The organism is Pseudoalteromonas sp. S3776 (assembly GCF_005886915.1).
Classification (GTDB): Bacteria; Pseudomonadota; Gammaproteobacteria; order Enterobacterales; family Alteromonadaceae; genus Pseudoalteromonas.
Window position 1 is genome coordinate 79,321 of sequence record NZ_PNCU01000015.1, and the last position, 24,295, is coordinate 103,615.

The window sequence follows — 24,295 nt, forward strand, 5'->3', positions numbered from 1 at the left end:
TATTTTTAGTTACTGCTTTGAGTGGTGTTTTCAAAACGTGGCATGTTTTCAAGTGCTTTTTTGGTTGGATCGCCTTTGTAAAATAACCAAGGGTAGTAAAATTCCCGCAATTGCTTATGGTAATCCCTAATTTGCAGCTCATAATCATAAGCTGCAATTGAGTCAGTTTTAGCGGCACGGGTTAAGCTACGCTGAAGTAAAAGCGGTGGCGAAATCAACGATACAAAACCAGCTAGCTCATATTTTTTAGCTGCGGCATCGCGGTAGGCTTTCGAAAGTTCAGCGGCTTTTAAATCACCCATGTGTTGAAATGCGTAATACCATTTCCATTCAAACTCGCTACTCATATCTATATAAGGCGCAAGCGCTAGGTACTCTTTAATAAAAGGTTGCATGGTTGCCGATTTTGGTAAATCCCAAGCATCGTTTACCGCTTCTCGCTGGGTAAGCATAATGTCACCCCCTTTGGGAGAGTGCACAGACTGGTTAATAGCAAGGTCGCCTAAAATAGGGATAATAAAAGCAAATAATACCCATAAACCAATTAAAGAAGAGGCAACACGCGGTGCACTGCTGGCATTTTTACCCCACCACACACTAAGCGCGGTCCAAAAGGCAAGATAAGCAATACATAAAACCGATACATAAGCTATTTCAACTGCGTTGGCCCCAGCTATAATTGCCCCCACATAAAATGGCAGCATTAAACACACTATTACTGCTAAAAAGCGCACGGTAATACGTGCCCCCCACAATGCAAAGTAAGACTTAGCTGTAGTAACGAGTAAATCGTGCCTGCCGCTTGTACGCTCATTTGCAAATAAATCATGGAACAGCAAAATAATAACCAGTGGCGCTAACGCACTAATTACAAATACAAAATCGATTTTACCAGCTTGGGCAAGCTCAGCATTTTGTGCATCGCTTTCGTAAATTTGCCCCTCAAGTGCAAGCAAATTAATACGATGTTTCCACGGGAATATATCGCGCTCACCTAAAGCCGCAAAGGCAAGCGTTGAAGGCTGCGAATACGTTAAATGAAAACTGTAATACGCTAGCATGCCCGCATCACTTTGCTTTTGCTGCACTTTAGCGCGATCGCTTTGATCTGCTGTTTTTAGGCGCTCTATTGTTTGCTGCTGGGCATTTACTTCGCTAAGCCCGCTGTATATAGCAAAACCTGATAAAACAAAGCTACACAGCAACAATACCACTAGGTATTTTTGGCGCAGTAAAAAGCTCCATTCACGTGTAAGTTGTGTAATTAAATAACTCATATCAAACGTTTTCCTACAAATTTAATACCGCCTACCAGAACTACAATCCACAGCAATAACTGTAAAAACGCAGGTACACTCCTTTGTGCACGAACATCTGCACTGTCTACATCAAAGTTAAAGTTTTGCAGTATTTGCCAGTTTTGGGCACTTACACGTGCTTTTTTAGTCGCTGCAGCATTGGCATTGCGATTCATATCGGTTTGATAATCAAGTTTTTCAATGTGAACTTTGTTAAGCCCTTGAACAAAATTAAAACGTAGCTGCTCGGTTTCGCGTAAAAAACGATGATGCGTTTCTATGCTTGTGCCAACCACAATCATCGACAGCGATCGAATAGCTACCATAGGCGATACCCAACCAAAGTGACGCGACACTTGTGTTTGTTCAAGCTCACTTTGCATACGCTGCTCAGCAAATTGATTAAGCACTTTAGCTTGTTTTGCTTCTGATTCGCTTGCTACTAACCCTCTAAAGTTTACCGGCAGCTCATCAATACTATTTACGTTGTACTTTTTAAGGAGTGATTGTTTAAATTGCTTAAATGCAGGGTCGTTGGTGTTATGGCCATCACCTAGTTTTCTAAGCTCAGCTTTAACGGCAAAATCGGTTTCTATTTTACCGGCAGATGGCACAGCAGTAGAAGCACTGGTACTTGCTACACGCGGCATAACTACACATAGTAAAATCCATACAAACGCAAGTGCCGTAAAGCTACCACTGTTTTTACTAAATACGCTCGATGCGAGTAAAATAAGTAGTACCCACGCGGTTAAATATAAAACGTAACCTAAAACAAAACTTGCAACTGCTAATAGGCTTTCACCCGCCGATAGCGTCAATAAGGCCGATATAGCCAATGGCGTAATGATTAAACCCACAACAGAAAGTAAAGCCAACCCTTTACCGGCAATAAGCGTACTGCCTTTGGTGCCTTGCGCTAATAAGTACGACAGCGTTTGCGATTCACGCTCGCGGCTAATAGAGCTGTAACCAATTAATATAAGCAGTAACGGCGCTAACATTTGCACTATAAAAGCAGGCGTTAAGCTACCTAATTTAGTAAGCGCTGTACCTTGGCGCTGCTCTGCAAACATGGCGCTATTTTGTCTGTGCCCTTCTAAAAATATTGAGTTACCTGTGTAGGCATCAATCCCAGGGTCAAGTGTGCTAAGTGGTGTTGGCGTTCTAAAAGCGTAATGCCCATAATGCACCATTCTGTGTGGATGACGATCGGGTTGATCAACAAAGTTTTGCTGAGCATGTTTTTGTAACTCGTGGCGTGCATGGCTAAGTTCGTGCATTTTGATGGCAGTCACCACCACCGATGAAAGCGTTAATAATAAACCGATAGCTAAAACGGTCATTGCCAGTTTAGAGCGAAGCCAATAGCGCCACTCATCTTTTGCAACTATCACCACCTTTGATAAATTATTTAAGCCCATCACGCGCCTCTTTGTGCAAACGCAGCATGTACTTGCTCGGTATCAATGCGGCCATTTTCAGGCGCATCAAATTCGCCCACCAGCTCACCGGCTCTTAATAAACCAATACGGTTAGCTACTTGGCACGCGCCGTATACATCATGAGTCACCATTAAAATAGTCGCACCTGTTAATGCGAGCTCGCGTACCAGCTGGTTAAACTCATCTATAGCAACAGGGTCAAGGCCCGAGGTAGGCTCATCAAGTAAAAATATGGGTGCTTCACGTAAAATAGCCATTGCAATCGCAGTTTTTTGCCTCATGCCTTTGGAATACGTTTGCATAGGGCGCTCCCATGCAGCCTGTTGCAGCGCAACACGATTAAACGCTGCATTTACTTGCTCATCTGTTTTTTTAATATCAGCAAGTGATAAAAAATAGTCTACGTTTTCGCGGGCGGTTAAATGCGGGTATAACGTTGCCGACTCGGGTAAATACGCTGTTTTACCGCGTACAAAATCAAGCGCGTGTGTTACCTCTTTACCCGCTACCTTTACAGAGCCTTGCGTTGGCTTGTTAAAACCCAGTAACGTTTTTAACGTGGTTGATTTACCCGCACCGTTACCACCAAGTAATGCGTAAATTTCGCCTGAAGCTACATTAAAATTTAAGTTTTTTAAAATGGCGTTATTTTTAATGCTAAAACTTAACGAATTCACTTCAATAATGGCTTCGCTTTTAGCGGTTTGAGCATTATTTAATTCAGAATTACTAATATTTTCAAGGCGTTGAGATTCTATTGGTGATGTTTGATTAATTGCAGTAGGTGTAGCCACATTCACACTCTATTAAGGGGAAATTAGAATGCGGCGAATGTTATACTATATCAAATAATAATTGCAACACTATAACATTGTTAACTTAATAAATAAGTCATATTTATGTGATGAAAGCTAATTAAATAAATTTGCTTAGTTATTTTGTTTTTAAAAGATTGGCCAAAGTAAGTACGCCAGGCTCTAATGGGCAATCTTTTCTATACACAATAGAAAGCTCTACATGCTTAGGCCCAAAGTTAACAGGCCTTATACACAACGACTTTTCGTATCGGCTACCTACCACCATGTTTTTGCCAATTATTGTGTAACCTAAACCCGCAGACACACACCCTAAAACACCATCGGCGCTACTCATAATCATTAATTCATCATTTACTTGCCCTGATCTTTGTTGCCAAACAAGGGCATGTTTTCTATAGCCACATCCCTCATCTCTTACAAATAATACCGGGTAATGATCGCCATCAAGCGGAGTAACCAAAACTAACTCTTCATACACAACGGGAATTACTTCAAGGTTTTCATGTTTTGGTGCATTACCAATTGCGGCGCAATCAACCTTGTTATTTAAAACGGAAAATACGAGTCGATCACTCGTATCTGTAAAAATTTTAGCTCTAATATGAGCGTAATTATCCTTAAGTTGCTTTAAAGCTAAAGGCATATGTACAGCTGCAAACGTTTCGGGCATACCAATTCGTAACTCATAACTGCCCTTGTTATTTAAAATTGCTGATGTTGCCTGATACTCCAACTGCAATATTTTATCTGCGTATTCACAAAGCTGTTTACCGCTTGGGGTTAGCTCAAGCTTGCGCCCAGTTAGCGTAAATAGTTTTGTGTTTAGCTCTTGCTCAAGCTTTTTAATGCGATTAGTAACGTTTGATTGCACCGTATTTAGTTTTTCAGCAGCACCTTTAATACCGCCCTCATCAACAATAGCTTTAAACGTTTTAAGTATTAATATTTCCATAGGGTTCTTACATTAATTTTAAATAAGTCACTAAATACTTCTCTTTCTGAGAACTTTTAATTCTTAATAATTCAATTTTTTATATTAACAGAGCCACGTATTCTTAGCGAATAACAACTATAAACTTTAAGTAGAACAAACAAATGACCATCACAAAAACACGTGCTTACCTTGCGGGCATTTGCAGCATAATAGTCACCGTTGGCGTAGCTCGATTTTCGTATAGCTTACTCATACCCATAATGCAAAATGGTGCAGGTTTAACCGAGCTAGGCTCTGGCTGGTTAGCCACCTCCAACTTTATGGGTTATATGTTTGGTGTATTTATAGCTGCAAACATGCATAACTTAAATCACAAATATAACTTGCACCACATTTACCTTATTTTGAGTTTTATTACCTCTGCGGCAATGGTATTAACCAGTAATGTATACGTATGGGCACTACTACGTTTTATTGCAGGTACTTGCGGCGCAGGTGGGTTTATTATTGCCTCAGGCCTTATTTTAAAGTGGCTAGTTAACAATAATCACCGCGCAGAGCTTGGGATTCACTTTGCTGGTGCGGGTATAAGTATTGTTGCTACATCATTGCTCGTAGAGCATATGCTCGACATGGCGAGTAACTGGCAGCAACAATGGATAGCCTTAGCCGTTATGGCGGCTGTAATTGCAATACCCGCATGGCTATGGATGCCACACCCAAGCGCTCAACAACAAATAAAGGTCACTAAAAAAGACAACCCACCAACTAAAACCTTTAAATTATTAATAATGCTGGCCTATTTTTGTGCAGGATATGGTTACGCAGTTAGCTCTACATTTATTGTTGATATAGTGGAGCGTGTTGATAGCCTAAAAGGGCAAGGTAGCTTTGCTTTTTTATTACTAGGGATAGCAGCAATTCCTGCAGCATTAATATGGGATCGGATAGCTAGGCGTACAGGCTTTATTAAAGCGTTAATAGCTGCATACACCTTGCAAGCAATTGGTATTGTGCTCCCAACTCTAAGTAATACATTACCTGTAATTATAATAAGCGTATTACTGTTTGGAGGCACCTTTATAGCGTGTGTAAGCCTTGTATTAACCATGGCAGGTAACTTTTACCCCAGTAACCCAGCAAGGTTTATGGGCACAATGACCCTAGCCTACGGCGCCGCACAAATAATAGCCCCCATTCCCAGCGGATACCTTTTAACGTATTTTGGTAACTATAATATGGCGCTTTATTTATCGGCATTCATAGTAATGATTGGTACGTTGTTTTTACTTTGGCTTTTAAAACGTTCTAAGTAATTAATTTATAATTACATAACAACTCAAACTATGTTTTGATAAGTTAATAGGCATAAAAATAATAAGAGACAAAAAATGACAAAGTTTAATAACAATAGTGTAGTTATTCTAAGCGCAGTACGCACCGCTATAGGTGGCTTTGGAGGGAGTCTTAAAAATTACACTCCTGCAGAACTTGGCACACTTTGCGCTAAAGAAGCATTAGCCAGAGCAAATATATCACCAACTCAAGTGGGCTCATGTGTAATAGGTAAAGTTATTCATAATGGCCCTAAAGATGCTTACCTATCCAGAGTCATTGGCCTTGATGCAGGATTACCAATTAGTAGTCATGCAGTAACACTCAACCGTTTATGTGGCTCAGGTTTAGAAGCCATTATACAAGCAGCCCAACAAATTCAACTAGGTGACGTAGATGCAGCTTTAGCAGGCGGCGCAGAAAGCATGAGTAGCTCAGCCTACACACTAGAGAGTAACCGCTGGGGCCAAAAAATGGGCAATAGCACATTGCTTGATGAGCTAGCCACTACATTACAAGATCCATGGGATAACGACCCAATGGGGATCACCGCCGAAAACATTGCAGAAAAATATAACATTACCCGCAACCAACAAGACGCTTACGCAGCGCAAAGTCATCATAAAGCAGCTAAAGCGATAGCTAAAGGACACTTTAAAGAGCAAATAGTCCCTATAGAGATAAAAACGCGAAATAATATCCATGTGTTTGACACAGATGAGCATGTGCGTGAAAACACAACAGAGCAAAAGTTAGCTACGTTAAAACCTTACTTTAAACAAAATGGAACAGTAACAGCAGCAACCTCGTCGGGGATTAACGATGCAGCAGCCATGCTCGTGCTTATGTCGGAGCAAAAAGCGAATGAGCAAGGCTTAAAACCACTCGGCCGATTAATAGGTTATGCAAGAGCAGGTGTAGAGCCCGTATTAATGGGCACAGGGCCAATCCCTGCTGTACAACAGGTATTTAATAAAACTGGCTTAACAATTGATGACATGGACGTAATAGAATCAAATGAAGCCTTTGCTGTACAAGCATTATGCGTAGCAAATGAATTAAACTTTCCTGAGCATAAAGTAAACCCAAATGGGGGGGCTATAGCGCTTGGCCACCCTGTTGGCGCAACCGGTGCTATTTTATCTACCAAGTGTTTGTACGAACTAAAACGTATTAAAGGCAAGTATGGCTTAGTCACTATGTGTATTGGCGGTGGCCAAGGTATAGCAGCCATTTTTGAAGCGCTGTAATCAAAAAAGTAAATTAAAAAAAGTGCAGAGATTAATACTAACTTTAAGTCGATGCACTTTCTACACCTACCAATACCGTGACACAAAGCAGTCTAAAACTAAAACATATCTGAATTCACAAACGATTAAATACCAAAAAACAAATCTAATCCAAAAGAATGTAAATATTTTGGTTTAACATCCTAATTTATTTAGTCAAAACTGTGTCGTTAAGTTGGGTATATAAAATAATGTGCTATCTTTTTATTATATTAAGTGTAAATAAATACGAGCTAACATGCTGCATCGAGGCACAATTGCCATAGCGTTATTGGCAACCTTTGTTACAAATACAACCTATGCAAACGACTTTGATATACAATTTAGTGGATTTGCCTCTTTAACCCTCAGTTACACTGACGATTCAGATATTGGCTTTGCATCTAGCTACTCAAATGAAAACGAAGCCGGTTTTTCCGCAACCCGAGATTCTATTTTAGGTGGACAAGCTAATATATCACTGGCTAAAAAATGGGATTCGGTTTTTCAAGTTGTAATACAAGATCATGCCTTTAAAAGCTTTGATAATTTTTTAGAGCTGGCCTTTATACGTTATCGCCCTACCCGCCATTGGGCTATTCGGGCTGGCAGGCTAAATAGCGACCTTTATTTGCTTTCTGAATACCCTTACGCAGGGTATGCCTATTTATGGGTGCGCCCGCCTCATTCGTATTATTCGTTTGCAAATATTGCCGGTAATTTTGATGGTGTTGATGTTGAATACAGTAAAGCCATTAACGATGGATTTTTACGTTTAAAACTTGCTTACGGTAGTACAACAGCCAAGCTACAAGCCTATAATGACGACTTTTTTATTGATTTTGATAATTTAACAACCCTAAGTGCAACATACATTCAAGATGCATGGACTATGCGTTTTTCGCTATCAAGGTCAGATTTTGGAAATTATAAACAAAGCTCGTTGCGTGAGTTTATTGCCGCACTCGACTCAGTACCGCAAAGTATTTGGCCGCAAGCACAAAGCATATCTAACAAATTTAACACCAAAGGCAACAGTATTGAATACGCAGCTTTTGGCGCTACTTACGATAATAATAATTGGCTTATTCAGTCTGAGTTAGGGGTTTCAGAGTCTGATTGGATAGTGGCACCATCTGTAATTAGTGGCTACATCAGTGCAGGTTATAGAGTAGATGATGCAATTTTTTACGCCGGTTTTTCAGCAGCTAAAAACCGCCATGACGTAGTTAAAGTAAACAACCCAGTGTTTTTACCAGGCACACCCGATCAGGTTTCTGTGCCCATACAGCAACTCGCTGTTGCAACTCAAGCCGCTGCAGGAATTACAAATGTTCACCAACACTCAATTAACGTAGGCGTAAAATGGCATTTTTCGGATCGTTTAGTATTTAAAGCCCAGTTAGACCGCTTTGACATAAAGCCTCAAGGTGCTGGGCTGTGGAGCCTTAGTGATCCGTCAGACGCAAATAAAGGCAATAAAGTACATATACTTAGTTTAAATGCTAGTATGGTGTTTTAGTTATGATAAGCGCACGTAACCTAACCCTTAATGTAATGCTCCCCTTATGCCTGCTTTTTGTGAGCTCTTATGCACAATCAACAGAGTTTGCCGTAGTCGTAAATAAGAACAATGCTATAAATAGCCTTTCAAAACGAGAGATTATTGATATTTACATGGGCCGCTATTTAACATTCCCAGACGGTGAAACCTCACAACCCTTTGATTTACCCGCACAGTCAGCACTTAAAAACGATTTTTACTTAAAGCTAGTTAATAAAGACGAGCAAAAAATAAATGCCTATTGGGCAAGGCTGTTATTTTCAGGCCGTGCTAAGCCCCCCTCGCCCTCAGCTTCTGTAAAAGATGCGTTAAACAAAATAGCATCATCACCATTTGCGATTGGCTACATTCCGTCATCGCAAGTGACCGATGCAGTAAAAGTGGTTTATACAGTTGATTAAATTTATTAGCCAAAAACTTTATATACGGGTTGCTCTATCAATAGCTATGGTTGCTATTGTTGTGTCTATCGTCTCGTCCATGCTGTCTTATTACTCAGGCTTTAAAGAAAAGAAAAACACCAATTACCTACTCGTTAAACAACTAGCGCAAACAATGGAAAAAACAGCCGCTATAGCCGCTTACTTAAACGACAAAGAATTAAGCCAAGAAATTATTAATGGCCTTATAAGTAACGATTTAGTACAAGGCGCAAGCCTACAAGGAGAAACAAACGCAAAAGGCGACATAGCGTTGTTTATTGCCAATGGCACGATTAATAAACAAAAAGAAGCCGTGTCAGTGAAGCTCGTTCACCCTTTTTTAGAAGGCGCCTATATAGGGGTATTATCAATATACCCCGACGATAAATTTATACAGCAACAAGCACAGGCAGCACTTAAAAAAGAATTTATTTTAATGCTAATACAATCTATTGTAATCGCATTTTTTGTCTCGCTGGTTGTGCAGCGCTGGCTTACTCAACCCATTCAAAACCTAACCGACAGCTTTGCTAAAATAAACCCGAGCGAGCCAGAAACCCTTAAAATGCTAACGTTTAAGCAAGGCAAGCGAGACGAAATAAGCCGCTTAACGCAGGGTATAAATGCCCTAATGCACGAGCTACATTTAACCATTAGTAATGAGCAAACACTGCGTAAAAAAACCCAAGCGCTTGAAGCTAAATTTAGACTGATATTTGAACAAGCCAGCGCTGGTATTTGTTTACTTGATGATAAAAACACAATCACCACCTTCAACCCAGCATTTGAGCATTACTTTACGGTACCTGGCGAAAAAGAATTACCAAGTTTGCATTTTCCTGATCTTTTGGGCAATGTAGACGAACTACAAAGCCTACTAGTCGCTATTCGCTCAGCGCAAAACCCACCGCAAACGACCTTAGATGTAGAATGCAAAGTGGGTCACAAAACGCTCTGGTTTCATTGCTTATTTGTAAGGCTAACCGACCAAAGAGAAAGCAAACGACACTCACACCCACAGCAACTAGTAGAAGTTATTTTACATGATGTAACCGATCGTGCAGAACGTGAACTACAAACCCGCTTTGAAGCCGATCATGACCCACTCACTGGCTTATTAAACCGACGCGCTGGTGAAAAACGCCTTAATAAAGCCTTACAAGAATGCACTGAACACAACCAACACCTAGTTCTTATGATGATAGATTTAGATAAATTTAAACCCATAAACGACACCTACGGCCACGAAGCCGGAGACAAAGTACTGATTGAAACAGCGCACAGGTTTAAAACACTTTTTCATGAAAAAAACGATATGTGTATCCGCTTAGGCGGTGATGAATTTATTGTTGCAAGGCTCGTAACTTTTTACGATAAAGCGGCAACACATCAGCAAGCTATTACTTTACTTAATGAACTACAACAAGCCATTACTATTGCGCCAAGTAAAACATGTGCCATTGGTGCCAGCATAGGTATTGCGATAGCCCCTACTGATGGCACACAACTTCACCAATTAATGCACAATGGCGATAAAACCCTCTATCACGTAAAAGAAACAGGCCGAGGAAAAGTGGCCTTTTATGACGATATAAAAAATTAGCTAGCAAATGCTATAACATTTTTAAGGCTTTTAAATAATCTTTATTATAAAAATAAGCCGCTAAACCAAAATACGAAATAACACCTAAATAAGCGATTGGAAAGTGACTATATGCGCTAAGGTAGATAAGCAATAATATAAAGAACAGGCTAATGCTAAAGCAAACCACTGCCAAAAGCCTGCCTAACCAAGATATAGATTGGGCAGCAATATTTAAAACAAACAAGACAATAGCGCCAAATATTACATACCCTAAAGTGTTTAAATCTTCCCCATGCGCTAAACCGTCATCGCTGTAGTACATCATGTAATGAGCAAGCGGAGTCAGTGCTAATAAAGCCCAGAAACCATAACTACTCCACGTTGATGAAACAAAATAGTGACTACCAATGTTAGGCGCAGGAAACGATGCTTTATATCTATTTTGATTCATAAAAAGTGACCTTTCATTTAGTCTGCTAAACTAAAATAGCTACGCTTATTATTGATTTTTATAAAAATAATTACAACTTACTTCATAGCTCACAAATCCACACTAGTAAAAAGTGATAAATCAGCCCTCTAAAACATAGATTTACAACTAAACCTTTAAAGTAAATTGAACAATTAAGTTTTCAATTGATAGAATGCCAACCTATTTTTCTATCAAGAGATACAATGGCAAATTTCAATACTCATCTTAATACTGCAGTCATCATTACCGGCTTAGGTTCAGCCACTTTATTATCTGCAGGCCATATTGATTTAAACGACGCTCTTTGGTTATGGTTTTTAGGCTCAATTGGCGGCTTATTACCCGACATAGACTCAGATAACTCTACATCATTGGATACTATTTTTAACTTATTTGCACTGAGCGCGGTATTACTGGTGCTGCATTACATAACCACCGAGCTTATTATTACAATTAGTTTTGTAGAGTTAATTGTGGTGCCATTATTGGTGTACGGATTCATGAAATACATTGTTAGGCCCATTTTTGAATGGATAACCGTACATAGAGGCAGTTGCCACTCGTTATTATTTTTGCTGCTTTGCGCGCTATTAACCACGCAAGTAACGTGGAAGCTTAATGACCAATCAACCGCACACGCCGCTACTTTTGCCTGGTTAACAGGTGGGTTTATTTTACTTGGCGGGTTAATTCATTTATTACTTGATGAGCTTTACAGTGTCGATCTAAATAATGTCACTATTAAACGCTCTTTTGGTACTGCGCTTAAAATTGCCGACTTTGATAATAAACTGATAACGTTAGCATCGGTTATTGCTATTGCGGGTTTAATTTATGTAGCCCCGCCTATCGAGCAAACGATTACCGCATTAAGTGATTGGTCTGATTTTAGGCTTTTATCTTAAAAAGAGCGTTTAATAGCTTAAATCAATGCCACTTTGCTAGTTTAAGTTTTATTAAACGTACTCATTTTAGCCTTTTTGTAATTAATTATTATTTTTATTGGTTTAACTGAAATTTTTAAATCGCTTTACCTGTCTTATAGCGGCAATACTTTCATCTGTTTGATGTGTGCAAAGCGACTGAAACTTTTAAAGCGTCAAATATAAAATCAAAAAGAGGTTCATAATGGAATTTACACATAAACGCACCACCCTAGTTACAGCATCGTTATTGTTGATATTAGCAATATCACAGGGTATTTATTCAGCGCTTTATACTGCTGAAATTAGTTTTTCAAGGCAAGTTGCGTGGGGGCTAGAAGCACTGGTATTTACTTTACTCGTTGCCTTTGCAGGCACAGCTATGGTGCAAGCAAAAAACGCTCAGTTAGGCTGGTCTGCTATCGCGTTTAGCGCAGTGCTTAACATAGTGCAGGTAAGCGTTGGCCTTACGTTGTTTTCAACATTTGGTAAAGTGGCGGGCACAGTAGAAGGCGCACAACCTTTAATTGGTGGCGTGGTGTCGTTGTCATTCATGATTTACTACGCAGCTAAATTATTATTAGGCTTAGCAGCACTTGTATTTGGCCTATCATTTATTGCTAAAGGTGGCAAAGCCTTAGGTAGCCTTACAGCCCTTGCAGGCGCAGTTGCAATGCTTGCCAATGCAATATTAATTACCTGTGGCCGTGATGGATTCTTGCCATCAGGTGTTGCTGGCGCATCAGGCATGATTGCAACATTACTTTTAGCAATCTGTTTATTTAGCCTTAACCGTAAAGCAGACTAAGGTTTAAAACCTTACAAGTAATGTGCTTATTTGAATAAGTTATAAACATCGGCGTGTATTAGAGTGCTAATCCGCCGATGTTTTACATTTGGTCATAGCGCTCTTATTTTTAAGACAGATTCACAAAGAGGATTAGAGGCGCTTCGCTTTTAGAGGCTATAAATAGCATATAACCAATTTATGTTTGATACGTGAAGTCAATAGCATTGAAAATATTTTCCCATTTCATAGCAAAAACTTTAACATCTTCAACGTTGTCGATTACATTCTGCATTTCGCTTAAATACCAACCTTTAGACAAAAATAACTCCGAAGTTAGAACTATCAATATTTTGTTTTTAAAACCACTTTTCTTAAGGAATTTTGCTTGCCTTATAAGCTGAGTACCTGCGCTTGTAAATTTACTTCCAATTTTATTTTCGATTAATACGATTGTATTTTCATTTTTAGAAAACGAAAGTAAATCTGCAGGCATCTGCCCCCATATATCTACAGTTTCTGAATCTGAAAAAAGAGGATATTCACAGTAAAACGGGGATGAGCAATTAATATATTCTGAAGCACTGAATTTGTCAGATAAATATGGAATTGAATAAAGGTCAACGTTACTCCAATCAATAGAGCTATTTGCATGATGATAGGCCAATAACGTGCTCAACTCTGTCTCATTGCTAGCTTTAAAACCAGTAATTGGATCTGTCATTTTATTGGGAATACTTTGAATGAATTTTCTTTTTGTTGTCAATGTAAGGGTCCTTTTTGACAAACTATATGTGTACAGTTTCTTACTTTGGGAGTTATTATACTGTAGGTATAAACTTAATTTTTTAGTTAATCCCCTCTTTGCAATCTAAAAAATAACTTACAAAAAGTTTATGAGGCGCTTCGATTTAAAGGGTAAAATAGCTAAATCAAAAACCTTTTAACCAATTCGTATTTGATGTGTGAAGTCAAGATTTGACCCCATGTAACTTGACCCCATGTAACTTACCTTTAGAGTGACAGCCATCTTATTTTTAAGACTAATTCACAAAGAGGATTAGAGGCGCTGCGCTTTTAGAGGGCTAATAGATTGAATCAAAATTTATAAGATTAGACGCTCTCTTTGACTGAATTGGCTTTTTCTAATGGGTGCCTTGTTAATTTTCATTACTCATCGCTGTAATTAAGCTTTCAACAAACTCAAAACCACCATTACGACTAAATAATAAAATAAAAAACGCGAGTAAAAATAAGCGTAAACTAGATTTGAGCTTAGCCATAGCTAGTAAACGTTGCGTATTCATATTGCTATCAAATAATGAACTAGCAAAGACACTGATTAGAAATTTAAAATATGACAATTCTTTAGCAGTGCTATCTGCTAACCAAAAATGATTCAAAGCTTTAAATCCTACAACGAATCTTTGTACAGATAATAAAAAGATAAGCATAGAACTACCAACAAGTAGCAAAATGGTATATCCATGTTCCAATGAAATTTGAGGCGTATTCATATATCCCTGTGCAAATTAACGCCCAAATAACAGGCTAAAAATTGTTGGCTAAAATGTTGTGGAACGAAAACAGCCAACTGTTTTTTATCCTTATTTATTAGCTTTTTATATACCATCTTCTTCTGCGGCATGTTGCTTTATTTTTGGTAATTGTATATGAAAAGTTATATACACAATTACTAAAGGGAAAAAGCCAACCCAAGTTAAGTCATGGAATACCCAAAAATATGCAAACCAAGTTTGAATACCAATTAAAGTAAACAATTTCAGTAATCGAGGAAAAAGTAAAAGACTCCCCATACCTAAAACAGGAAAAGCGAATATACAATTCCCGGCCAGTGATAGCAGGAAATACCCAAAGCTTTCAGAAAACTCTAAACCAACAACAAATTTAGAATAAATGAGATCTGCATAGAAAGGCAATAAGCCTAACAAAACAAAATACGTTAAGAATTTTTCATCCTTTTTTATTTTATTATGTTGGCGGTTTCTCTCCGCTAATTTTTCGAGCGCATCCATTTCTGGAGATTCCTTTGCATATAACAGCTTATTGAAACCCACTTTGGGGGATTATAACACCCCAAAACGGCGTATATTACGTTGCTTGAAAATCACACCAAACAACTCGTTTATAATCAGACAATAACAATTGCTACCCAGTAGCCTTTGTTATTTAACCCCATAACGCCTTTTAATAATGTTATGGGACAAAACTCAAACCACTGTATTTATAACGAGAATTAGGATGACACCCGTTCAATTCATTTAGACTTACACATCTTAATTTCAAAATTTAAGATGTGTGTCTTGTTAAGTTTTTTACTAAATACGAAAAGGCAAAAAGAAAGACCTGACCCCCTTTGTCTGGTATTTCATGTGAAAATGTTAAACATTAATTACATTCCCCACGTAATAAGGACCAACACCATATTTATCATTATTTAAATCATCTAAAGCCATTGAGGTACAAAGTATTATTTGAAAGTCTTTTTTATCTTTAAACATTTCTACGATGGAACGTTGAAAGTTATGACTTCTAAAAGCTTTCATGCCACCATTTTCAATGGCATCTAGCATTAAAAATCTCGGTAGTCTGTAAAGCGGATCTGACAATGACTCTAGTAAAGCAGAAAGATAAAAAGCGTTCTTTTTTATATAGTTAGAGCTGCCTGAAAATTTCACCCTTCCATCTATTAGTGTTCTATCTCTTGAAAAATCAATTTCAATATCATTACTCTCCGCAGCCGCGAAAACTTCTTCATAAGGCTTTCCATTATCTCGTAAATCGGAGTGAAGAATAGGTAACATATTTTCACAGATTCCTAGATTAACCTTATCTCTTCTACTCTTGCTTGAGACGGCTGCGGCTACAATTTTTTCACGGAGATCTGTAATTGTGCTATTTAGCTCGGATTTCTTAGATTTATATTTATCTAAATCGCTGATTATTTTTATTTGTTTTTCAATATTTTTAATTTCAGACTCTAAATACCCAATCTTCTTTGATCTTTTAATCAACTCCTGAGTTTCTATATCTACAGTTTTTGAACTTGACTGTAACTCACTTTGAGAATTTTTTAGGTGAGACTCTGCAATTATATGTGCAGATTTCAGACCTCCTAAATGGCTTTTGTAATCACCTAAAACTTTAGCATTGCTTTTAATTTGAAAATCAAGCTCTGTCAAAATTTGCATATAATTATTCGAATGATTTGACGCTTTATTTGGGGCATTACATAAATGGCAAGTATCCTCATTAGAAGAATTAATCTCTTCCAAGCAGCAAGGACAGTGTGTGTACTTCATTGCACCTATGCAATCAAAAGCAGATTTTGATTCTAGCAATGATTTTTTTCTAAAATCAAGTGAGTCTCCAAATAGTTCACAATCAACTATTTCACCAGTTGTTGCTTGTATTTCAATATTTAAAGACTGAAGTTGTCGGCTAAATAGGTCGACTTTCTTTTCTAGATCCTTGTAATTAGATGCAGAATCGACTTCAATTTCAGTAGTTGCTTTTAAGTCAACGCCTTTATCCTGTAAAGATACAATCTCATCAGAAATATTTATTACTTGAGCATTTAAAACATCAAGTGTCAAACCTGAATCACTTCCTAATACTTTATACATTGCATTTAAATCAGCAGCTACCTTATCAAATTCTCTTTCTGCCAAAATAAGTTGTTGTCTCAATTTATGCGTGTCAAGATTATCTAAGCCCAATAAAAATTCAGCAATTGCAGTTCGTATACCTTCACTATCACCACGAGGATTATCTTCTGCACGAAAAATTTTTGTAGATCCAGTTTCTTGATCTACATATAGGAATCTAAGAATTTGGTGCATTGTCAAATTGGCATAATCATCAGACTTATGATTGTCCCAGCCTAACAAATCAAACATTTGTTGTGAAAAAGAAACTCGTTCACCAGATTCACTTCTTCTAGGGCCAAATTTTTTCCAACCTAGATTATCTAAGCTCGTAACATCATAAGAACCATCTTGGATTCGTATTGGGGGAATTTTACCCTTTTCAATATCTCTTTTTATTGTAAAGGAAGTTCCATTAATATTAATCTGACAATATATTTCATCACAGTGATCTGCAGGATAGAGCCATTGGTTGTCTTTAATTTCTCCGCCAAGAACATAAAATAAAAGTTCTAATATTGTTGTTTTTCCAACAGAGTGATCACCCCTAATAACATTTATTCCTTGGTGAAACTCTTCATCATAAACACTACTTCCTGACTTTATGATTACTAGGCGCTCTACAAAAAAATTTGACCTAATCATATTTATATTCCATTAATCCACTTTTTGCCTTAAGGCCATTGTCCCCATCCAATTTAACTTTAGGTAAACACTCAACAAGGATTTTAAAAAGATCACTCTTTGTAAGTTTATCTTTTTTAAATTCCTGAATTAGTTCATTTGGAAGGTTTTGTTTTTCGAGACTTACAATATTGCGTTCAATATTAATTAAAGATCTCTGATACAAAGAAAAAATTGCTGCTTCGTGTGTTGAATGCATTTCAAAAAACAGACTAGTTGGGCTTGGTGTTAACTCAAATGAATCACTTATATTACTAATTTTTTTTGCTTGATAGTTTAATGGTCTTGGAAAGCTTTCCATGCGTTTTAATAGATGAGGGTATACATAATAAAAACTAACAATTTTTAGCATGTCACAATGTACTTTATTATTCTTCGTCCCATATAAAATATTCAATATTCTATAAGAACAATGATTTACATCGTGAGCTGGATGATAAATAATCATTATACCCACTCCACATGACACTTTTCTGTAAGGAAATACAACATCCCTTCAATTAACTCAGTAGTGATATAGCCGCCAGCTAAGCTTACTTCTTGATTTAAGGGCTCAACAATAACGGTATTAATCATCGTTTTAATAGTTAAATCGTCTACACCATCTTTAATCAAAGGGGCTATTTGTGAGCGAAACCTTGTTATAATAAGGCTTAAAACATGATTGAATATAATTTGATATGACTTTATGTTCTGAAACCTTAAAATCATTTTTGAAGCTTTCTGACTAGATATAAGGGCCTCATCAAGAAAAACAGCTTTATTTGCTTTGATTAATTTGTTTTCTAGCCCAATTACTTCTCTAGACTCGCTATCTGTAATTTTACTTTCAAGCTCTTCAAGAACATAAAGATAAATGGGGCTTTCTTCTTTCAATTTTTCATGTTCATTTATTAATACCTTAAGAGACTCTGCTCCCACTGAAATGTTATATGATGGAATTTTAACCACCGTACTTCCAATATTTAAGTCTCCACCAATATCATTATCTTTAATTTCATTACCAGAAATATCTTTAGAATAAATTGGAGTTAATGATCTATTTTGGTCTTGTATACTCATTATTTACTACCAATGTTTATAGAGCCTTCTACCTTGTTTTTAGAAATTTTGTTGTCGACAATATTCGTATCTATACTACCAACTGATAAATCATTACCTACTTCATTATCACAAATTTCATTCCCTTTAATCTTCTTCTCTGTTGGTTCTACCTTATTTTTTTCATTACTACTACGTACCCATAACCACCCCATAATTACACAAAAAGAAAATATGATAATAAGGAGCGTGAAATTTAAATACATACTCGTTTTAAAAATTTCAGAAGTAGATAAATAGCTTTTAATCAATTCAACAAAAACCCAAGCGGCTATCGCTGATGGTCCTGCGATTTTCAATGCACTCTTCCAATCCATAACTCACTTGCCCTTAAAATAATTAATATAAACTTTAGCAGAAGGCACATTGTAATAAACTAGGCTGTAAAACAACTACATCATCCTAAATCACTAAACTATCTTCTTAAATCAACGCTAAGCTTTTAAAGAATTTGGTTCTGCGTTCGGAAACCATAATATATGAAGTAAAGCGGAATTAACCAACAGTCCTTTGTCCCACTCTAAACGCATATTATGTTTATTTTTTATCTGTAATTGCTTCAATACCCTTAATTACAAATTGCTTGGAATATAAAGGAGACTTAAAGCGAACATTAGTCATTTTAACTGCAGAAGAAATTAAAGCACTTATAGCTTCAGCTAAACCTTCTTCTTTATACGCAGTTGAAGGCTCACCAATATTACTAAACCCCATATCAGGGTTTCGAGTAATACACTCTACTCTAGGATGATTTATTTCTTTTAAATATGTAAAAAAAGCATCTTTAGATATTACTAAACCAAACTCGCGCCAAGCATACTTTTTACCCCAATAATAGCCGTCCTGTGCAGTATGGCTGACACGGTCATCATTTTTACCTTTATTAACTTCATGCTTGCCTTCAGATAGCTTTGTTGCATATAAGTAACTAAGCATAGGGTTAACTTCGGTGTTTTTTGATAAACATGATGTTTCTATTATTTTATTACCATGTTCGTCATCATAATATCCAATATTATACCGTTCACCTTCTTTGACTTCAGGTGTACCGTTTGCCTCAAACTGGTACACAGTTTTTGTTGTGGCAGGTTTAAAGGAGTGAACGAATTTTCCATTACCGATTGGTTCAATTTTATAATCACTGATAATTAAATCGTGAATAGTTTTTAGATCTCTAGACTTCATTACATCTCCTTATGATGGAATAGGCAGAACAACTTATTTAACGCACCAAAACGGCATCTAATAATTTATTGATAATTATGCTAAATAACTCCATTAAAACAAGTAACTACATGATTTATATGCAGACATTGTTATTTAACCTAAAACGATTTTTAATAATGTTATGGGACAAACCTCGCATTACTGTATTTACATACATCTTGTAATAAATCCTATCTTTACTTAACCTTTGACTACAAAACTTATAAATGCCCTAGCCACTAAAACCTTGTATCTCTTTCACAAGGATCACCATCCCTATCACCATCCATTTTTGTGTTCGGGCAGTTATTAATAAAAAACACCGCTTCTGCACGTGAAGTCATTTGGCTACAGTGCTGCCTGCCATCACAGGTAAAATTTTGCGTGTTTTTAGGAATAACGACTTTTGGATATTGCTCGTCAAAGGTGGCTAAATCGGCGTTGGTAATAACAGGTGTTTGGCCATTAAATTGCTCGTTACTTTTATAATGGTTGTATTTATTTACCGCGATAAAGCCAAGTACGGCGATAATACTAATTGAGGCGACTTTGCCTAAAAAGCTGTTGGTAAAATTAGATTTAGCAACACGATGATGGTTTGATTTTTTAGGCGTGACTTTAAGTGCAGCTATGCCTTCAATTCGGCAATTAACGGCTTTTGATTTTCCGTCGGGTTGTGTGGCGACTTCAAAATAAATAGTGTCGCCCACTTTTGGCTTGCGGCTCATGTGTTTGAGCGATGAAATGTGTATAAAGGTGTCGTGCGCTTGGGTGTCTGATTTAATAAAACCAAAGCCCTTTTCGTCATTCCACGCTTTTAACAATCCTTTGTTCATGTATTTACCTGTGCTGATTAAGCTGCAATTACGCAAATTCCATTTAAGTTAACGCTTGTTAGTATACGTTCCTAAATTAGGACGATGCAACCAAATATTCATACTAGGTTAATTTAAATACTTAAAACAAGTGCCACAGCACTAATACACATGTGATAAATAGCTAGCTGTTAGGTTTAAAAAGTAGAAAAACAAATGGCCTGTTTTATTTTATAAGTTACGGCCATTTGCCCTTCGTTTTATTACTGCTAACTATACTTTATCATTTAACTTAACAGCTTGTTTACACTGCGATTATGCATTAGTTATTTTTATCTAAATTAAGCCAATTTAGTATGATTTCTCATTCGTTATTTGGCGTGTTTATCTATACAATTGCGGCTTTATTTTAGATACAAATTTCAAGTGATTATCGTATGCTACTAACCGTTGTTTATATTATTGGTATTACCGCAGAAGCCATGACCGGCGCACTTAGCGCAGGGCGAATGAAAATGGATTGGTTTGGTGTTGTACTGGTTGCCAGTGCAACAGCCATTGGTGGTGGCAGCGTGCGCGATATATTACTTGGCAATTACCCGCTTACCTGGGTACAGCACCCAGAATACCTGTTAATTACGTGTATTGCCGGTATTGTCACTACGTGGCTGGCTAAATGGGTAGTTAAATTTAAGGGAATATTTATGCGCTTAGATGCGCTGGGCCTTGCGGCGTTTAGCATTATTGGCTGCCAAGTGGGGCTAAATATGGGCTTGCATTATGGTATTTGCGTAGTGGCTGCGGTTGTAACCGGTGTGTTTGGAGGATTACTGCGAGATTTAATATGTCGCCAAGCGCCGCTTGTATTACATAACGAGCTATACGCGAGTGTATCGTTACTGGTTGCATGTTTATACTTGGCACTGCACCATTACAATATTGATGACAACATCAGCATTATTGTAAGCCTTGTTGCAGGCTATTTAATACGTATGGCGTCAATACGCTTTAAATGGCGCCTACCAACCTTTAGTTTGTTAGAGCAACACGCTAAATAAAAATACGCTTTACTACAAAATAAGGCAGGTATTAAACCTGCCTTAATTAATATAAGTACTAGCGCCTTACTTTATTGCTCGCTTACATCACTTAACGCGGTTTTTAACCCACTGTTATTTTGTTTAAGTACACTAAAACTGCCATCGGTTTCTAGCACTACGGCGGCTACATCTTCTATAGCTAATATACCCGCACCACGAATAGCCGCGCGAATTTCTGATTTTGTTACCCGCTGCGATTTAAGAGCCGCCGTGCAGTATTCACCCTCACTTAGTAACAGCGTAGGCTCTGCTTTTATAAGCGAAGCAAATGTAGATGAGCGCACACTTAGCCACGTAATGAAATATTGCAGCCCTATTAATACTACAAACGCGAGCATGCCCTCTAGCAGCGCAACGCTTTTTGTAATGATCACCGAGGCTAAAATAGAACCCAGCGCAATAGTGACAATAAAATCAAACACGTTCCATTTAGAAAGCGTACGCTTACCCGATATACGTAGCCAAAATACAAGCGCTACATAACCCAGCACGCCAATAATAAGTACGCGCATTAAGCCCTGCATATCATCAAAAAACATAGTCACTCCTTTATATACGTTATTTTCTGTATAAGTAATTGCCCGCAGTAGTTATTTGAACCCTACATGGCACTTAGTTAAATAACGATGAATAAAGCGCCCTATTTTATTTTGCTAATTGTTTTACAAACTTAATTTTACTGAGCATCGTACTGTGTTTATCGACATAGCCAGCTATGTGATAGCCATTTGTGATTAACATACTAAGCATTTGAGGAAACCGGTTCATCGATTTTACATGTATATGGGTATAGCCTTGCTCAGCGGCCCATTGCTCCTGCTGAATAAGTAGCTTTTTAGCTATACCACGCCTTCGGTATTTATGATGTACGCCACCAAGCCAGCTATAAAATTGCGAATTAGACTGCTCATAGCCAATTTTAAAACCGACTAATTCATTTTCATGGTAGGCCACTAATATAAGTGCTTTTTTATTATTTAAGCGGCTATCCAAAGCTTGGTTATCAATAGTGGTTAAAAGTTCGGGAATATGTTTACTTACAGCAGTTATATCCTTCAATGTGCCCGTGGTTATTGTAATAGCCATGTACTTCCTTATTTTAAAATTGCGCTATGTAATTTAAACGACGGTTGATTATAATAATTTAAGCATTATATCTCTATTTTCGCTTCTTAATTTATACAAAGGATTACCATGTCTAGCTACAACGAATCGCCAGAGCAAATTGAACAAGCCACTAAAGGCTATGTGATGCAACAAACTATGTTGCGTATTAAAGATCCCAAACCGTCACTCGAATTTTATCAAAATGTATTAGGTATGAAGCTATTAGGTAAGTATGACTTTCCTGAAATGAAGTTTACACTGTACTTTTTAGGCTACGAGCCAGAGCAGCCCCAAGGTGATGATAAAAGCAAAGCTAAATGGGTATTTGGCCGCCCTGCGCTTATTGAGCTTACTCATAACTGGGGCACAGAAGACGACGATAACTTTGAGGGCTACCACAGTGGCAACCAAGAGCCTAAAGGCTTTGGCCATATTGGCATTAGCGTGCCAGATGTTTACGCTGCCAGTGAGCGCTTTGCAAAATACGATGTAGAATTTGTTAAAAAGCCAGATGATGGCTCAATGAAGGGCTTAGCATTTATAAAAGACCCCGACGGCTACTGGATAGAAATACTTTCACCTGAGGGCATTACTGATATTATTTTTGGTAAATAACCTGAACGCTTGATAAACCAGTCAGCACATACTAAAAAGCCAGCTATTAAGCTGGCTTTTGTGTTTTAAATAAGGGTTACTTATTTACGTAGTGCGTCTATTCGCGCATCAAGTGGTGGGTGAGATGAAAACAGCTCAGCCATCCCTTTTCCACTTGCAATACCAAAGGCCATCATTGAGCCTTGTAATTGCGACGGGTGGTTTTGCTTTAATCGCTCAAGGGCAGAACGCATTTTGTCTGCACCTACCAATTTAGCGGCGCCACTGTCGGCAGCAAATTCGCGTTTACGGCTGTAACTTGCAACCACTATGCTTGCCAGTACTCCAAATACAACTTGGAATAACATGTCGAATAAAAAGTAAGACCAGCTGCTACCGCCCTCTTCTTCATCGCCATTTAAAAAGTTATCGACTATGCCTGCCAGTACTTTGGCGGCAAATATTACAAAGGTATTTACCACGCCTTGTATTAGCGTAAGCGTTACCATGTCGCCATTAGCAACGTGCGAAACCTCGTGGGCAAGTACGGCTTCGGCTTGGTCTTGATTCATGTTATGTAATAAACCTGTGCTTACCGCCACCAGCGAGTTGTTTTTACTTGGACCAGTTGCAAAGGCGTTCATTTCTGGACTGTCGTAAATGGCTACTTCAGGCATGTTTATACCTGCTTTTTGAGCTTGTGCAGATACGGTTTGTACAAGCCAATGCTCGGTTTCATTACGCGGTTGGGTAATTACCTGTGCGCCTGTTGATTTTTTAGCAATCCACTTAGACATAAATAACGAAATAAACGAGCCACCAAAGCCAAATACAGAGGCTATAAGTAATATTCCGCCAAGGCTACGATGGCTTAAACCCAGCGCGCTCATTATTATTGAAAGCACTACACCTAATACCAACATAACCGCTAGGTTAGTTAATAAAAACAAAAATATACGTTTCATATTGTCCTCACAAAAATAGGTTTGATCACCGAACATAAAATAAAATTAGGTTAAAGCAATCATTACGCTATGACACACTATGTCATAGCGTTGAGGCTATTCTGTGACAAACTATGTCATAACGCAAGGGTTATTTGCAGGTTTATTAATAAATTTTTTGAGGAGTTTAAAAAGGGAGTTAAGTGTGGCGTAACGCAGTTATTA

General features: G+C 37.7%; 26 protein-coding genes. 9 read left to right on the top strand and 17 right to left on the bottom strand.

What is annotated here, in order from left to right; genetic code table 11:
- Positions 1-5: 5 nt before the first annotated feature.
- The 4 genes from CWC16_RS07525 to CWC16_RS07540 all read right to left on the bottom strand — a co-directional run bounded on the left by CWC16_RS07525 (position 6) and on the right by CWC16_RS07540 (position 4,513).
- Complete coding sequence (locus CWC16_RS07525; protein WP_138541090.1) at positions 6-1,277, bottom strand: DUF3526 domain-containing protein; 1,272 nt, start codon at positions 1,275-1,277, stop codon at positions 6-8.
- Positions 1,274-2,722 carry an ABC transporter permease gene (locus CWC16_RS07530; protein ID WP_138541091.1) on the bottom strand — a complete coding sequence of 483 codons (1,449 nt, stop codon included), beginning with the start codon at positions 2,720-2,722 and terminating at the stop codon, positions 1,274-1,276. The genes CWC16_RS07525 and CWC16_RS07530 overlap by 4 nt, the downstream gene beginning before the upstream one ends.
- Positions 2,722-3,537 carry an ABC transporter ATP-binding protein gene (locus CWC16_RS07535; protein WP_171037635.1) on the bottom strand — a complete coding sequence of 272 codons (816 nt, stop codon included), beginning with the start codon at positions 3,535-3,537 and terminating at the stop codon, positions 2,722-2,724. The genes CWC16_RS07530 and CWC16_RS07535 overlap by 1 nt, the downstream gene beginning before the upstream one ends.
- A gap of 139 nt (positions 3,538-3,676) precedes the next feature.
- On the bottom strand, positions 3,677-4,513 hold the full coding sequence (locus CWC16_RS07540; protein ID WP_138541092.1) for a LysR family transcriptional regulator: 837 nt from the start codon (positions 4,511-4,513) through the stop codon (positions 3,677-3,679).
- A gap of 143 nt (positions 4,514-4,656) precedes the next feature.
- Between CWC16_RS07540 and CWC16_RS07545 the strand changes: the two genes are divergently transcribed.
- The 5 genes from CWC16_RS07545 (at position 4,657) to CWC16_RS07565 (ending at position 10,687) form a co-directional block, all read left to right on the top strand.
- Positions 4,657-5,811 (top strand): YbfB/YjiJ family MFS transporter, encoded by a 1,155-nt coding sequence (locus CWC16_RS07545; RefSeq protein ID WP_138541093.1) that lies wholly within the window; start codon positions 4,657-4,659, stop codon positions 5,809-5,811.
- 75 nt (positions 5,812-5,886) lie between these two features.
- On the top strand, positions 5,887-7,080 hold the full coding sequence (bktB, locus tag CWC16_RS07550; RefSeq protein WP_138541094.1) for a beta-ketothiolase BktB: 1,194 nt from the start codon (positions 5,887-5,889) through the stop codon (positions 7,078-7,080).
- A 277-nt stretch (positions 7,081-7,357) separates the two neighbouring features.
- Positions 7,358-8,620, top strand: a complete 1,263-nt coding sequence (locus CWC16_RS07555) for a hypothetical protein (RefSeq protein WP_138541095.1) — start codon at positions 7,358-7,360, stop codon at positions 8,618-8,620.
- Positions 8,621-8,622: 2 nt separating this feature from the next.
- Positions 8,623-9,063, top strand: coding sequence for a type 2 periplasmic-binding domain-containing protein (locus CWC16_RS07560; RefSeq protein ID WP_138541096.1), 441 nt, complete (start codon positions 8,623-8,625; stop codon positions 9,061-9,063).
- The gene (locus CWC16_RS07565) at positions 9,056-10,687 is read left to right on the top strand and encodes a sensor domain-containing diguanylate cyclase (RefSeq protein WP_138541097.1); all 1,632 of its coding nucleotides are present in this window, start codon (positions 9,056-9,058) and stop codon (positions 10,685-10,687) included. Before CWC16_RS07560 ends, CWC16_RS07565 begins: the two co-directional genes overlap by 8 nt.
- A gap of 10 nt (positions 10,688-10,697) precedes the next feature.
- On the opposite strand, the gene CWC16_RS07570 is transcribed toward CWC16_RS07565, so the two are convergent.
- Positions 10,698-11,120 carry a hypothetical protein gene (locus CWC16_RS07570; RefSeq protein ID WP_138541098.1) on the bottom strand — a complete coding sequence of 141 codons (423 nt, stop codon included), beginning with the start codon at positions 11,118-11,120 and terminating at the stop codon, positions 10,698-10,700.
- A 224-nt stretch (positions 11,121-11,344) separates the two neighbouring features.
- On the opposite strand from CWC16_RS07570, the gene CWC16_RS07575 reads away from it, so the two are divergent.
- Complete coding sequence (locus tag CWC16_RS07575) at positions 11,345-12,046, top strand: metal-dependent hydrolase (protein WP_138541099.1); 702 nt, start codon at positions 11,345-11,347, stop codon at positions 12,044-12,046.
- Between the two features lie 223 nt (positions 12,047-12,269).
- The gene (locus CWC16_RS07580; protein ID WP_138541100.1) at positions 12,270-12,872 is read left to right on the top strand and encodes a thiamine biosynthesis protein ThiC; all 603 of its coding nucleotides are present in this window, start codon (positions 12,270-12,272) and stop codon (positions 12,870-12,872) included.
- A gap of 178 nt (positions 12,873-13,050) precedes the next feature.
- Here the strand turns inward: CWC16_RS07580 and CWC16_RS07585 are convergent, their stop codons facing one another.
- From CWC16_RS07585 to CWC16_RS07625, 9 genes are all read right to left on the bottom strand, one after another.
- Positions 13,051-13,617, bottom strand: a complete 567-nt coding sequence (locus CWC16_RS07585) for a PDDEXK-like family protein (protein WP_138541101.1) — start codon at positions 13,615-13,617, stop codon at positions 13,051-13,053.
- Positions 13,618-14,011: 394 nt separating this feature from the next.
- On the bottom strand, positions 14,012-14,368 hold the full coding sequence (locus CWC16_RS07590) for a hypothetical protein (RefSeq protein WP_138541102.1): 357 nt from the start codon (positions 14,366-14,368) through the stop codon (positions 14,012-14,014).
- Between the two features lie 105 nt (positions 14,369-14,473).
- Complete coding sequence (locus tag CWC16_RS07595) at positions 14,474-14,887, bottom strand: hypothetical protein (RefSeq protein ID WP_138541103.1); 414 nt, start codon at positions 14,885-14,887, stop codon at positions 14,474-14,476.
- A 366-nt stretch (positions 14,888-15,253) separates the two neighbouring features.
- Positions 15,254-17,164 carry an SMC family protein gene (locus tag CWC16_RS07600; protein ID WP_138541104.1) on the bottom strand — a complete coding sequence of 637 codons (1,911 nt, stop codon included), beginning with the start codon at positions 17,162-17,164 and terminating at the stop codon, positions 15,254-15,256.
- Positions 17,157-17,651: an ABC-three component system middle component 5 gene (locus CWC16_RS07605; RefSeq protein ID WP_249929194.1), complete on the bottom strand. Its 495-nt coding sequence runs from the start codon at positions 17,649-17,651 to the stop codon at positions 17,157-17,159. The genes CWC16_RS07600 and CWC16_RS07605 overlap by 8 nt, the downstream gene beginning before the upstream one ends.
- Positions 17,651-18,265: an ABC-three component system protein gene (locus CWC16_RS07610; protein ID WP_138541105.1), complete on the bottom strand. Its 615-nt coding sequence runs from the start codon at positions 18,263-18,265 to the stop codon at positions 17,651-17,653. Before CWC16_RS07610 ends, CWC16_RS07605 begins: the two co-directional genes overlap by 1 nt.
- On the bottom strand, positions 18,265-18,621 hold the full coding sequence (locus tag CWC16_RS07615; RefSeq protein WP_138541106.1) for a hypothetical protein: 357 nt from the start codon (positions 18,619-18,621) through the stop codon (positions 18,265-18,267). The genes CWC16_RS07610 and CWC16_RS07615 overlap by 1 nt, the downstream gene beginning before the upstream one ends.
- Before the next feature lie 220 nt (positions 18,622-18,841).
- Positions 18,842-19,489 carry a hypothetical protein gene (locus CWC16_RS07620; RefSeq protein ID WP_138541107.1) on the bottom strand — a complete coding sequence of 216 codons (648 nt, stop codon included), beginning with the start codon at positions 19,487-19,489 and terminating at the stop codon, positions 18,842-18,844.
- Positions 19,490-19,749: 260 nt separating this feature from the next.
- Positions 19,750-20,346 carry a cold shock domain-containing protein gene (locus tag CWC16_RS07625; RefSeq protein WP_138541108.1) on the bottom strand — a complete coding sequence of 199 codons (597 nt, stop codon included), beginning with the start codon at positions 20,344-20,346 and terminating at the stop codon, positions 19,750-19,752.
- 416 nt (positions 20,347-20,762) lie between these two features.
- On the opposite strand from CWC16_RS07625, the gene CWC16_RS07630 reads away from it, so the two are divergent.
- Positions 20,763-21,383, top strand: coding sequence for a trimeric intracellular cation channel family protein (locus tag CWC16_RS07630; RefSeq protein WP_007586765.1), 621 nt, complete (start codon positions 20,763-20,765; stop codon positions 21,381-21,383).
- Between the two features lie 71 nt (positions 21,384-21,454).
- Here CWC16_RS07630 and CWC16_RS07635 read toward each other — a convergent pair whose 3' ends face one another.
- Positions 21,455-21,964 (bottom strand): DUF421 domain-containing protein, encoded by a 510-nt coding sequence (locus CWC16_RS07635; RefSeq protein ID WP_138541109.1) that lies wholly within the window; start codon positions 21,962-21,964, stop codon positions 21,455-21,457.
- Positions 21,965-22,070: 106 nt separating this feature from the next.
- Positions 22,071-22,511: a GNAT family N-acetyltransferase gene (locus tag CWC16_RS07640; protein ID WP_138541110.1), complete on the bottom strand. Its 441-nt coding sequence runs from the start codon at positions 22,509-22,511 to the stop codon at positions 22,071-22,073.
- Positions 22,512-22,619: 108 nt separating this feature from the next.
- Here CWC16_RS07640 and gloA point away from each other — a divergent pair, with 108 nt between their 5' ends.
- On the top strand, positions 22,620-23,147 hold the full coding sequence (gloA, locus tag CWC16_RS07645) for a lactoylglutathione lyase (RefSeq protein ID WP_138541111.1): 528 nt from the start codon (positions 22,620-22,622) through the stop codon (positions 23,145-23,147).
- An 80-nt stretch (positions 23,148-23,227) separates the two neighbouring features.
- On the opposite strand, the gene htpX is transcribed toward gloA, so the two are convergent.
- Complete coding sequence (htpX, locus tag CWC16_RS07650; protein WP_138541112.1) at positions 23,228-24,091, bottom strand: protease HtpX; 864 nt, start codon at positions 24,089-24,091, stop codon at positions 23,228-23,230.
- Positions 24,092-24,295 lie beyond the last annotated feature (204 nt).